Here is a 12,594-nt window from a genome sequence, read left to right as displayed (position 1 = left end):
TCGCCAGACGTCGAATTGCTCAATCTAATGGAGGAGACATATGAGCATGATATCGAAACTGATAGCCGGCACCATGTTGGCAGGACTTATAGCAGTGGGCGGAGCGGCGCGTGCCGAAGACAAGCCCACGATCGTGACGGTCGTGAAGGTGACCGGCGAGAACTGGTTTATCCGGATGAATGAAGGCGTTACAGCGTTCGGCAAAGACAATCCTGGTGTTGATGCCAGCCAAATCGGCCCGGCAAAAGCCGATGCTGCGCAACAAACGCGCATTATCGAGGACCTCGTTGCAAAGAAGGTCTCTGCTATTGCAGTCGTTCCGATGGACCCGTCGGCGCTGGAAGGTGTTCTGCGCCGTGCTGCTCAACGCGGCATCAAGGTGATCACGCATGAAGGCGACAGCCTGGTCAACACCAGCGTGGACATCGAAGCTTTTGATAACAAGGCGTTCGGCGCGCGCATCAATGAAAAGATGGCCGAATGCATGGGCAAGTCCGGAAAGTGGACGAGCTTTGTCGGCTCGCTCGGCAGCTTGACGCATAACCAGTGGGTCGATGCGGGCGCAGAGAACGCCAAGAAGTATCCCGGCATGGAATTGGTCGCCGCGAAGAATGAGTCATTCAACGACGCCAACCGCGCTTACGAAAAAGCCAAAGAAATCCTGCGTAAGTACCCGGATATAAAGGGCTTTCAGGGCTCATCCGCGATCGACGTGATCGGCATCGGCCGGGCCGTTGAAGAAGCTGGGCTGCAAGGTAAGACCTGCGTTTATGGCCTTGGTCTGCCCAAGGATACAGGACCTTACCTCGAATCCGGCGCCGTCAAGCAGATCTTCTTCTGGGATCCTAAAGATGCGGGTTACGTGATGAACAAGGTCGCCGACATGGTCCTCAAGGGTGAGGAGATGAGGGACGGCATGGATCTTGGAGTGCCTGGTTACAACAAGATGACCGTGAAGAAGGGCCCTGGCAAGGGGGTCGTCATTCAGGGGCAGGCCTGGGTAGATGTCGATAAGACGAACTACAAGAACTATCCGTTCTAAGAGAATGCTACGGCGCGGCGGCTGAATTTGCCGCCGCGCTTGTTCACTGTTGTTTTGATATGAAGTCGTTCAGGATGCCTCGATGAATGCCGTCGTCACGCCATCAGCACCGGCCGAAAAACCGCCTTTTTTGGAAATACGCCATGTGAGCAAGTCTTTTGGCGGCGTGCGTGCGCTCAAGGACGTCAGCCTGGTGATCGAAGCCGGTAAGATCTACCATCTCATGGGTGAGAATGGCTGCGGAAAGAGTACGCTGATCAAAATTCTGTCTGGTGCTCAGCCTGCCGACGAGGGCGAAATCCTGATCGACGGACAAGAGACGGGCACTGTTACAGGCAATCTCAAAGCCATCGGCGCTTTGGCCGCTGGCATTGAAACTGTCTATCAGGATCTCTCTCTCCTCCCGAATTTATCCGTTGCAGAAAATGTCGCATTTACAGAGCAGCTCGTTGCCTCGTCCGGCAAACTTGCGCGACGCCTTGACCTCAACATGCTGCATCAAACGGCGCGCCGGGCATTGGCAGAAGTGCGTCTACCGACCGACCGCAACTTCCTGACGCGACGGACAGACACATTGCCGCTCGCCACTCGGCAGCTCGTGGCGATTGCTCGTGCTATCGCTTCTGATGCGCGACTGGTGATCATGGATGAACCGACGACGTCGCTGACCAGGCAAGAGGTGGAAAATCTCATCAAGGTCGTCACACGCCTCCAAGAGCGTGGGGTGGCGGTTCTTTTCGTCACGCATAAATTGGATGAGTGCAAACAGATTGGCGGACGAGCCGTCATCATGCGCGACGGCATGAAAGTGACAGAACTCGACGTTGCCAGTCATAGCAAGGCTGAGTTCAGCCATTGGATGACCGGCCGCGAAATTAGCGAGACGCGCTATCGGACGGATCCTAAGCTCGGGGATGTCATGCTGACTGTTGAGGGCCTTACAAAAGCGCCGGCTTTCGTCGACGTTAATTTCTCTGTTCGGCGTGGCGAGATCGTCGGCATCACCGGGCTCCTTGACTCCGGTCGCAATGAACTTGCACTTTCTCTTGCGGGCGTGTCTGCCGCTTCCGCTGGCTCCCTCAGTCTGAACGGAGATCTCGTCGCACCGCAATCAGCGGCCGACGCTATCAGATACGGAATCGGCTATGTTCCGGAAGATCGATTGACCGAAGGCCTGTTCCTTGAAAAGACGATACAAGACAACATTACGCTTCCGATCCTCGATCAATTGAAGAACGCTTTCGGTCTTATCAGTGGCGGCAAAGCGCGGCGTGCGGCAGAAGACAGTGTCCGCGATCTGCAGATCGTGGCGCCGGATGTATCTGCTCCCGTATTGTCTTTATCTGGCGGCAACCAGCAGCGGGTGTTGATTGGCCGCTGGCTGACCATCAATCCACGGCTGCTGATCCTGCACGGACCGACGGTCGGCGTCGACGTCGGGTCCAAGGATACGATCTTTCGCATCATCCAGAAACTCGCGGACGACGGAATGTCGGTGATCATCATCAGCGATGATCTATTGGAGCTTCTTCAGAACTGCGATCGCATTTTGATTATGCGGCAGGGCCGGATCGTCTCCGACAGCAGCGCGACCTCTCTGACAGAGGACAGCATCTATCGCACCATGGCCGGATATACGAAGGATAGCCTGTAATGAGTGACGCAACCTTACCCGCCGCCAAAAGCGATCGGCAAGTGGGCATCTTCCGGCGCTTGTGGGATTTGCTCGGGGCACATCCGGAGCTCTTCACCTTGATGCTCGTGGTGATGACCTGTCTCGTCGTCATGATCGCCAATCCTGAATTTCTGCAAATGAGCAACCTTGTGGACATTCTGCGCGCCTCTGTGGTCCGCGGCTTGTTCGCGATGGGTGTGCTGGTCGTGCTCGCAGCGGGTGGGATCGACGTCTCGTTCACCGCGATCGCAGCTTTTGTAATGTATGTCTTGACGATGCTCGTCATCGATGTCGCACCTTCGATGCCTCTGGCGGTCATCTTTCTTCTCGCCGCCGGTGGCGGCGCGTTCCTCGGCGCGGTCAATGGTCTTCTTGTCCATAAACTCAAGGCGCCCTCGCTGATCGTGACGATCGGTACACAATATGTCTATCGCAGCTTCCTGCTGACCTTCGTCGGCACCGCACTCTTCATGAATATTCCCGCAGCGATGGACAATCTGGGTAAGGCCTCGATTTATACGCATATTTCGTCCAACGGTGTTGCGTCCGCCTTGCCCGCAACGGTACTGGTTCTTGCCGTCGCAGCGCTCATGACGTGGTTCATTCTCGAGCGGACTTTGATGGGGCGCGCAATCTTCGCGGTCGGCGGCAATCCACAGATCGCGGAGCGTCTCGGCATCAAGCTATTTACCGTTCGGATCTTTGTGTTCGCCTATGCCGGCCTTCTGGCGGGCGTCGCTGGCGTTGTCCACGTTGCCAGCAACAGGCTCGCCAATCCCTTCGATCTTGCCGGTATGGAGCTGGAAATCATTGCGGCCGTTGTTTTGGGTGGGGCGCGCATTACGGGTGGTTCCGGCTCTGTGATCGGCACGTTGTTGGGCGTTCTGCTGATCACGCTTGTCAGTAACGTTCTCATTTTTGTGGGTATCCCCAGCACATTGCAGCTCTTTATCGTCGGTCTGTTCATCTTGATTGCCGGTACGATCTTCACGCTGCGCAATCGCGGATAAAAAAGCATCGGGCCGGCAGTCGAAGAGGATTAGCCGCTGGCAGGATGGGTAGAGATCAAAACAAAAAGCGCGTCTGTCTTCGACCTCGGCGGGTAAAGACGCGTGCGAAAAAGGGAGGCTTTCGTGGCTCATGATGTTTCCGTCGTCGGACTTTATATTCTTGACGTGCTCGGACGACCGGTCGATGCAATACCGCAAGGTGGGAACGTGGAGTTCATCGACGAGATACGTCTCACAGTTGCTGGCACGGCCGGCGGAACCGTGGTCGATCTCGCGAAGCTTGGCCTTCAATGCCTGGCTGTTGGCGCGGTCGGTGACGACGAGAAGGCCGACTTTGTCGTCGCGACGCTTGAAAGATTTGGCGTCGATACCGCTCAGATGCAACGCCTTAAAGGGATACCGACCTCTGCAACAATCTTAAATATTCGTCGCAATGGTGATCGCCCCGCCCTTCATGCGCGCGGAGCATCCGATCACTTCGACGTTCCCGCGGACCGACTTGACGCTGTTCTTGCCTCACCGATCGTGCATCTCGGCGGTACCGGTCTTCTTGCGAAGCTCGATGGAGAGCCGAGCCGAAAGCTATTGGCTGCCGCCAAGGCGCGCGGCCGCACAACGACCTTTGATCTTCTTGGTGCGAATGACGGCACGCTTAGTCTCATCGAGCCATTGCTGCCCTATATCGACTATTTCATGCCTTCCATTGAGGAGGCCAAACATATTTCCGGTGCGGACGATGTTGAAGGTGCAGGGCGCTTCTTTCTGGATCGTGGAGTGGGACACTGTGTCTTTACGCTCGGCGGCGATGGCGTCTGTTTCATGGGGGCGGACGGCACGGTCATGCACGAGCGAGCCTTCCAGATTGACGTTGTCGACACGACAGGGTGCGGCGATGCCTTTGATGCCGGCTACATCACCGCGCTTCACCACAGGATGGATCTGAAGACGGCATTGAATTTTGCACAGGCAAGCGCCGCTCTTGTTGCGACTGGGCTTGGGTCGGATGCAGGTATTCGCTCTTTTGACGAGACGCTTGCGTTCATGAACAGTGCGCCGCGTAGAGCTTCATGAAAGCCAGCGTGAGCGATGGGCTTTGCCGTCTAACGCTTCATCAGTCTCCGCTTTCATGCGATTGATGAGAGCTGTCCGTTTGGCATGTTCTAATCTTGAAGAAGATGCTGTGCACAAACCATGTCTGTCACGAGATGAGTTGCATAGCCGCCCTTCAGGACGGCGCGGATAGCCTCGGTTTTATGCGCGCCGCCGGCCACGCAAAGGCGGCGCGGCAGTTTGCGAAGATCATCGAGTTCAATACCGATGACCCGACTGTCGAAGTCGCGGATGATCTGCTGGCCCGCACTGTCAAGAAAGCGGCAAATCAGCACCGCAGCAGCGCCTTGGGCGGCATATTCATCGATTTCGGCATTATCGGTCACCTCGGCAATACGCATCGTGCTGTCAGGTCCGAGAGCGCCGACACCGAACACGATAAGGTCCGCCTGGCTTATGCGTTCGAACTGACGACGCAAGACCGGTTCTGCCATCAGCGCGTCCCGCAGCTGAGCAGAGCTCAATACCGCTGGAGCAACCATATTAACGCTCACCGCCCCTAGATTGCGCGCCATGATGGCGGTGCAGAATTCTGCCGAAAATGCTTCGTTGCCGGTCGAAGATCCCGTAACCTGGACGACGCTCAGTCCGTCGAGCGGGCGGGGCAGGTTGAGCGCCTCGGCTACTGCGAGTACTGTTTGCCCCCAGGAAACGCAAATCGTATCGCCAGGCTTGGTCAGCCGCTCGATGAGGCGAGCGCCGCCTGCGCCAAGCGCCTTTAAAGTTGCCTTGGGCGTGTCGTCGTCGGTGGCTGGTAGCACCATAGCCTGCTCCAGGCCGTACTTCCCGGCAAGCTGCCGGGAAATGCCGGTGCGAGTCGCTACTTCCGAGTTCATCAGGATGCGAACAATGCCCCGCTTGCGGGCTTCCTGCAGGTAGTTGACGATCGTTGCGCGCGAAACACCGAGCAGCTTGGCAATCTCGTTCTGGGTCAGCTGGTCCTCGTAATAGAGCCACGTCGCCCAAACGACGGCATCATCGAACTCGGCAGGCGTGGGCTGTCCTATCGGCGCGAGGTTGTCCTGTCTCATGAAATGCTTCCGCTGAACCTTGGCGATTGACTGGCATGATTTTTGGTTCGAATCAACTGCGTCACTTAGGGTGTTGACTAATGTCATGACATAATGGCATTTGCCACTCAGTATTGTTTTCAGCCGACGCTACTGCGGGCGGGCAGGGAGAGGGGACGCCCAGGTCGTCCTTGAGGAGTGATGATGCAATCGAAATGGTCCCAGGCAGAGTTTGACGCGGTGGTCGAAGCTTACGTGAAGAGTGGCGTAAACCGAGACGTTGCAATTCGAACCTATACGACAAGGCTGCTGGGTTCCGTGCCGCAACTGGTGCTGCATGGCGGTGGCAACACATCAGTCAAGACGACGCTCAAGGACCATGACGGTTCTTCGGTTGAAGCGCTCTGCGTCAAGGGCAGTGGATGGGACATGGGAAAGATTGAGCCTGCCGGTCTTCCAGCCCTTCGCCTCGAACCACTAAGGGCGATGGTCGATTACGATAGCTTGAGCGACGACGATATGGTCATGCTTCAGCGGCGGCTCTTGCTCGATCCTGCCGCTCCCAATCCCTCCGTCGAGGCAATTTTGCATGCCATTCTGCCGTTCAAGCATGTCGACCATACTCATGCGAACGCAATTGTCGCTTTAACGAACCAGCCGCAGGGCGAAGCGATCATCCGCGAACTGTTTCCCGAAATGATCATCGTGCCATACGTGATGCCGGGCTTTGATCTTTCCAAAGCCTGCAAAGCCGCCTTTTCCAGAAGACCCAACGCCCCCGGCATGATCTTGCTGAAGCACGGCATATTTACATGGTCAGATGATCCGCGTGAAGCTTACGAGAACATGATCGCAGCAATTACGCGAGCCGAGCGGCGAATTGCCGAAGGTAATCCTTCGCCGTTCGGGCACTTTGTGCCAAAACCAGAGCCGCTGGCGTCGGTGGCAGAGATCGCCCCGATCCTGCGAGGTGCTCTTGCGCTGCCGGGCAAGGAAGAGGGTCGATTCCGCCGCCTGGTTCTTGAACACCGCACAAACGACCTGATCCTAGATTTTTGCGGTGCACCTGATGTTGCCGATCTCGTGCGACGGGGGAATGCGACACCTGAACATGTCATCCATATCAAGCGGTTTGGAATTGCACTTCCCGCTCCGCAGCAGAACAATCTCAAAGGCTGGAGCCTGGCAGTCCAAAAAGCGGTTGCCGATTATGTCGCCGATTACAAGTCTTACTTCGAGCGTAATAATCTACGCAACGGTGGAGGAAAGACGATGCTAGATCCGATGCCACGCGTCTTTTACGTCGAAGGTATCGGATTGTTTGCTGCCGGTCCAACCCAGAAGGCAGCGCGTGTCTGTGCCGATGTTGCCGAGGCAACCATCGACGTCATACGCGGTGCGGAGGGAATTGATCGTTTCGAGGCGCTTTCGGAGGACGACCTGTTCGATATTGAATATTGGTCATTGGAACAGGTGAAGCTTGCCAAACAGGTCGAGAAGCCGCTGACCCGTCAGATTGCCGCTGTGACAGGCGGTGCGGGCGGTCTTGGCCTTGCGATTGCCGAAGTCCTTCAGGCGCAGGGAGCCGAGGTCGTCTTGATTGATCTGGATGCCGAACGTGTTGCCATCGAAGCAAAGCGCCTTGGATGCCTTTCGATCGCGTGTGATCTGACGGCTGATGGAGCGGCCGGCGAGGCAATTGCCAAAGTCGTCGAAACCCATGGCGGGATAGACATTCTGGTTTCCAATGCCGGAGCGGCGTTCCAAGGCTCGCTTCTTGACGTCGATGACAAGACGTTCAAGGCGGCTTTCGATCTCAACTTCTGGAGCCACCACTACATTGCTCGTGCTGCTGTCACGGTCATGCGTCAACAGAACACAGGCGGCGCGATTATTTTCAATGTCAGCAAACAGGCCGTCAATCCGGGCGCAGATTTCGGACCCTACGGCACGTCGAAAGCCGCCTTGATGGCCCTCATGCGGCAATATGCTCTGGAGCATGCAACGGACGGAATTACCGTCAATGCGGTCAACCCGGACCGGATTCGAACGCGCCTTATGACAGACGCGATGGTAGAAGAGCGCGCACGCGCACGCGGTGTGACGCCGGATGTTTATATGCGCGGAAACCTGCTCGGGCGTGAAGTCACCGCCAATGATGTGGCCACTGCAGTCCTGCATCTCGCCACGGTGCGCGCTTCGACAGGATCGGTCATTACGGTCGATGGTGGCAACGTGGCCGCGATGATGCGGTAGTGTGACCTTCTTGCGCAGGCGACCTGTTGATGGTGTCTCTCAAGCGCCGGTATGCTGGACATCATTCAACAGCAATCAAAACTTGCGCTCCAGGCGGCGCACAGATTGAGCAGCCGTTGCAAGAAAGGCCGTTACCAAGGGAGTGTAATCGCAGGCGCGGCTCGCAAGAGCGATAGGGGCTTGAGGCGCCGGACCAGAGATAAATTTGAAAATGGCGCCTTCGTTCCTGATCGAGCTGACGGAGTGCGGCACAATTGATACCCCAAAACCTGCTGCCACGAGCGGAATGATCGAAGCAATCTGCGACGCCTCTTGCCCAAGGTGCGGGGTAAATCCTGCCTGGCGACACGCAGAGACGATGCTGTCGTAAAGTCCGGGGCCAATCTCGCGCGGAAACAGAATGAGAGTTTCACCTGCGATTGCAGTGAGCGGAACCCGCTTTTCTTTGCGCAGAGGATGATCCGCCGGCAGGACAATAACCATATCCTCGTCAAGGCAGGAGCGCACGGTCAGGCGCTCGTCGTCGTCTGCCGAAGGGCGGATGAACGCGACATCAAGCCTTCCCTCACGCAAATCCGATAGAAGCGCGGGCGTATTGCTCTGTTCGGGCGAAAGGACAACGCCCGGATGTGCGTTGCGATACGCGTGAATGATCTGCGGAACCGTAGGATGAAAATAGGTCGCGCCGGCAAAGCCTAGCCGAAGGCGCCCGGCCTGTCCCGCTGCGTGGCGACGGGTCTGTACAATACAATCGTCAAAGCGTGCGACGATGTCGATGGCAGCAGCACGAAATTCAAGACCGGCGGCCGTTAGTTCCACGCCCCGCGCTTGGCGCAGGAACAGTTTCGCTCCGATCGTTTCTTCGAGCTGACGGATCTGCATGCTCAGCGGGGGCTGGCGAATCCCTATGCGCTCCGCCGCCCGGGTAAAATGCAGCTCCTCCGCGACAATGAAAAAATACCGCAGGCGCCGAAGGTCAATGTCATCAAGGTTCATATATGGACATTCCCTTTTCCATATATTGGAAGATAGAGCGGAGGTGATCTATGTCTCAAGAGGAACAGCGAAAATACCAGTCGAAGGAGTAATGTGATGGGAACCACCGTAGCCGATCTACTTGCTGTCACCCTAGCTGACGCCGGGGTAGAACGAATCTGGGGCGTCACGGGAGACAGTCTGAACGGCCTCAACGACAGCCTGCGACGGCTCGGGCGCATTGATTGGATGCATGTGCGCCATGAAGAGACCGCCGCTTTCGCAGCCGGTGCCGAAGCCGCCTTGACCGGCAAGCTCGCGGTCTGCGCAGGAAGCTGTGGGCCCGGAAACCTCCACCTCATCAACGGCCTCTTCGACTGCAAGCGCAATCACGTTCCTGTTCTGGCAATCGCTGCGCATATTCCTTCTTCCGAAATTGGCCTGGGTTACTTTCAAGAGACGCATCCTCAGGAGCTGTTCCGAGAATGCGCCGATTTTGTCGAGCTTGTTTCGAATCCAGCACAGATGCCCGGCGTGCTCAGTCGAGCGCTGAACACTGCAATCGGTCGCAACGGGGTCGCCGTCTTGGTGATCCCGGGCGATGTCGCCCTTGCTGCAGCGCCTGTGGACAAAGTGCCTGCAACAGCGCTTCCTGCGACACCGCGCATAGTGCCACGCGAGGCTGAAATCGAGCGATTGGTCACCTTGCTGGATGAGGGGAAGTCAATCACCATTCTCGCCGGCAGCGGCTGTGCGGGCCACCACGATGCCGTTGTTACCCTCGCCAATCATTTGAAGGCGCCGGTCGTTCATGCGCTGCGCGGCAAGGAGCACGTCGAATGGGACAATCCATTCGACGTCGGAATGACGGGACTGATCGGCTTTTCTTCCGGTTATCATGCTATGGAGAATGCCGACACGATTCTGATGCTTGGGACGGATTTCCCTTATCGGGCGTTTTACCCTGCCAAGGCCCGCATTATTCAAATCGACCGAGATCCGAGCGCGTTGGGCCGGCGTGCCGCTTTGACACAAGGCATCGTGGGTGATGTTGGCGAAATGATTGCGGCTCTTCTTCCACGCTTGCAGCCTCGAAAGGAGAGAGGTTTTCTTGACGCAGCTTTGACCCATTATCGAAAGGCACGCGAGGGGTTAGACGAACTGGCTGTACCATCTGCGGCAGGGCGTGCCATTCATCCTCAATATCTCGCGCAACGCGTAAGCGAAATAGCCGCAGAGGATGCGATTTTTACCGCCGATGTCGGCACGCCGACGGTCTGGGCGGCACGATATCTCGCGATGAACGGCAAGCGCCGGTTGCTCGGTTCGTTTAATCACGGATCGATGGCAAATGCGATGCTTCAAGCGATTGGCGCGCAGGCAGCAGCCCCTGGACGCCAGGTCGTCTCGCTCTCCGGCGATGGCGGCTTCACGATGATGATGGGCGACTTCATCAGCCTCTCGCAATTGGGGCTTCCAGTAAAGATCGTGGTGTTCAACAACGGATCACTCGGTTTCGTGGCGATGGAAATGAAGGCAGGTGGCTATCTCGATACGGGTACGGATCTTCAAAACCCAAATTTTGCTGCCATGGCCAATGCCATGGGCGTAAAAGGGATACGCGTTGAGGATTCGAAGGATGTCGACGAAGCTTTGCAGACGGCTTTCGCACATCCTGGACCTGCTCTCGTTGACGTGGTGACGGCAAAGCAAGAGCTGGTCATGCCTCCCAAGATCCAGCTCGAGCAGGCCAAGGGCTTCAGCCTCTACATGCTGAAAGCCATCATTAATGGACGTGGCGACGAGGTGGTTGAACTGGCGCGAACAAACCTGCTGAGGTGATGGGAGAACAGTTTGATAACCGAAACTCAAACGCGTGACATCGCCTTCGTTCTGCGCTGCTCTGGCGCGGCAACGGTTGGTTACCTCGTGGCTCAAACCGCCGGACTGCCGCACCCTGTTTGGGCGGCGATGTCCGGCATCATTGTCAGTCAGGAGAAGCTGGGCGATACGAGGCAGGCGACAATCGGTCGGTTCATAGGCACATTGCTCGGTGTGTCCATCGCCGTGATGATTGGTACGTTGTTTGACAGGATCGGTACCGATGTTGCTGTCGATATTGCAGTCGCGGTCGCGCTTGCCGCGGTCGCCGCTCGGCGGTATCCGTGGATCAGGGTTTGCATGTGGACCTGCCCAATTGTTTTCCTGACGGCGACCCCTGGCGTGCCGCTATGGGAGGTCGGCGCCTCGCGCGGCGCTGAAGTTCTTCTGGGCGGAATTGTTGGAGCGGTGCTTCATTTTGTAGCTGAGTGCGTCGTTGGTTGGATCCATCCGCGAGGCCAATGGTAAACGCGCACGCAAGAGCTTTGAAATAGTGAGACGAGCTATTCCGAACTGCTCTTATGGTGGTCGCGAAAGCTCTAAGAACGCCCCATATTCGCGCCGTCAAAGTAGCTTAGGTTCCTGAAATACATGCGCAGAGCTCTGGCTGCAGGACCAAGCTCTGTTCCCTTGCGCCAAGCAAGTCCAATATTCATAGCAGGCACGGGATCGCGGACATTGATGGTCTCGATTCTGCGTCCTTCAAGCGACCATGGGCGATGCACCATGTCCGAAAGGATGGCAACGCCCAGCCCGTTTGCAACCATGGAGCGGACCGCTTCAATGGAGGATGTCCTCAAGATGACCCGTGGCTGGTAGGACGACGCATTCCAGTATTTCAGCGCCGAATGTGCGGCTTCGTCAACCGTCAGCATGATATAGGGCTCTTCTGCGATTTCTTTCAGCCCTACATCTTCGCTTTGAAGCAGAGGATGTTGTGCCGGCACCCAAAGCCGGCGCGCCGAACTCATCAGGGTTTCGGTTGCGAGCTGCGGGTCGAGAACGTTGGAGGTCAGCAGGACAGACATATCATAGCGATTGGTCAGAAGTCCCTCTTCGATCGACTCTCGGTTTTGTTCAAACAGTTGAATTTCCAGCTTGGGAAACAGCCGTCGCAGCCTCTCAATGTGAACAGGCAGGAAGTAGCCTATGACCGTGTAAGTCGCAGCAATGGTCAAAACCCCCTCGACGTCGCTCGACACAAGATCGAGACGCATGGCCTCATCCACCTTGTTAAGAATGTCGTAGGCATGGGCGAGAAACTGTCGGCCGGATTCTGTCAAATTCATCCCATGCGGCGTTCGCAGGAAGAGACTAATCCCCAAAATTTGCTCCAGCTCTTTGATTGCCGTGGTGATGGCCGATTGCGAGATCGAGAGTTCAACAGCCGCCTGCGAAATCTGTCCCAGTTCCGCCGTGGCAACGAAGTAGCGCAGTTGACGTAAGCTAAATGACATCCGCCCCTCAATAAAATAGATTTCAACCATTAAAATTTCAGATTTTCTGCCCGTTCATCAAGCAGGCGGCTGCCCAGTTAGAAGGCAACGCACCGATCAACCCATAAAACTGGGGCCTTCGTAGAACTCCAATTGCCCTACGCAATTCTGATTTTCAGATAATACATAGCGAAAAATT

10 protein-coding genes are annotated in these 12,594 nt (G+C 56.5%); 7 read left to right on the top strand and 3 right to left on the bottom strand.

Annotated features, from left to right (window positions below; genetic code table 11):
• Window positions 1-46: 46 nt before the first annotated feature.
• The 4 genes from VQ830_RS12710 to VQ830_RS12695 all read left to right on the top strand — a co-directional run bounded on the left by VQ830_RS12710 (window position 47) and on the right by VQ830_RS12695 (window position 4,798).
• Window positions 47-1,042, top strand: a complete 996-nt coding sequence (locus tag VQ830_RS12710; RefSeq protein ID WP_337268608.1) for an autoinducer 2 ABC transporter substrate-binding protein — start codon at window positions 47-49, stop codon at window positions 1,040-1,042.
• Window positions 1,043-1,124: 82 nt separating this feature from the next.
• Window positions 1,125-2,696, top strand: coding sequence for a sugar ABC transporter ATP-binding protein (locus tag VQ830_RS12705; protein WP_337268483.1), 1,572 nt, complete (start codon window positions 1,125-1,127; stop codon window positions 2,694-2,696).
• The gene (locus VQ830_RS12700) at window positions 2,696-3,727 is read left to right on the top strand and encodes an ABC transporter permease (RefSeq protein WP_337268482.1); all 1,032 of its coding nucleotides are present in this window, start codon (window positions 2,696-2,698) and stop codon (window positions 3,725-3,727) included. Before VQ830_RS12705 ends, VQ830_RS12700 begins: the two co-directional genes overlap by 1 nt.
• Window positions 3,728-3,850: 123 nt before the next feature.
• Entirely contained in the window at window positions 3,851-4,798 is a 948-nt protein-coding gene (locus VQ830_RS12695) for a carbohydrate kinase family protein (protein ID WP_337268481.1), read from the top strand.
• A gap of 89 nt (window positions 4,799-4,887) precedes the next feature.
• Here the strand turns inward: VQ830_RS12695 and VQ830_RS12690 are convergent, their stop codons facing one another.
• Complete coding sequence (locus tag VQ830_RS12690; protein ID WP_337268480.1) at window positions 4,888-5,868, bottom strand: sugar-binding transcriptional regulator; 981 nt, start codon at window positions 5,866-5,868, stop codon at window positions 4,888-4,890.
• 183 nt (window positions 5,869-6,051) lie between these two features.
• Here VQ830_RS12690 and VQ830_RS12685 point away from each other — a divergent pair, with 183 nt between their 5' ends.
• On the top strand, window positions 6,052-8,103 hold the full coding sequence (locus VQ830_RS12685; RefSeq protein ID WP_337268479.1) for a bifunctional aldolase/short-chain dehydrogenase: 2,052 nt from the start codon (window positions 6,052-6,054) through the stop codon (window positions 8,101-8,103).
• A 75-nt stretch (window positions 8,104-8,178) separates the two neighbouring features.
• On the opposite strand, the gene VQ830_RS12680 is transcribed toward VQ830_RS12685, so the two are convergent.
• Entirely contained in the window at window positions 8,179-9,099 is a 921-nt protein-coding gene (locus VQ830_RS12680; protein ID WP_337268478.1) for a LysR family transcriptional regulator, read from the bottom strand.
• 96 nt (window positions 9,100-9,195) lie between these two features.
• Here VQ830_RS12680 and poxB point away from each other — a divergent pair, with 96 nt between their 5' ends.
• Both poxB and VQ830_RS12670 read left to right on the top strand, forming a co-directional pair.
• The gene (gene poxB, locus VQ830_RS12675) at window positions 9,196-10,920 is read left to right on the top strand and encodes a ubiquinone-dependent pyruvate dehydrogenase (protein ID WP_337268477.1); all 1,725 of its coding nucleotides are present in this window, start codon (window positions 9,196-9,198) and stop codon (window positions 10,918-10,920) included.
• A gap of 12 nt (window positions 10,921-10,932) precedes the next feature.
• Window positions 10,933-11,427, top strand: coding sequence for an FUSC family protein (locus VQ830_RS12670; RefSeq protein ID WP_337268476.1), 495 nt, complete (start codon window positions 10,933-10,935; stop codon window positions 11,425-11,427).
• Window positions 11,428-11,498: 71 nt separating this feature from the next.
• Here VQ830_RS12670 and VQ830_RS12665 read toward each other — a convergent pair whose 3' ends face one another.
• Complete coding sequence (locus tag VQ830_RS12665) at window positions 11,499-12,416, bottom strand: LysR family transcriptional regulator (protein ID WP_337268475.1); 918 nt, start codon at window positions 12,414-12,416, stop codon at window positions 11,499-11,501.
• Window positions 12,417-12,594: the final 178 nt, after the last annotated feature.

Source organism: Oryzifoliimicrobium ureilyticum (assembly GCF_037199735.1).
GTDB lineage: Bacteria > Pseudomonadota > Alphaproteobacteria > Rhizobiales > Rhizobiaceae > Rhizobium > Rhizobium ureilyticus.
The sequence above is the reverse complement of the archived record's forward strand: the minus strand, read 5'-3'. Positions and strand labels throughout refer to the sequence as shown.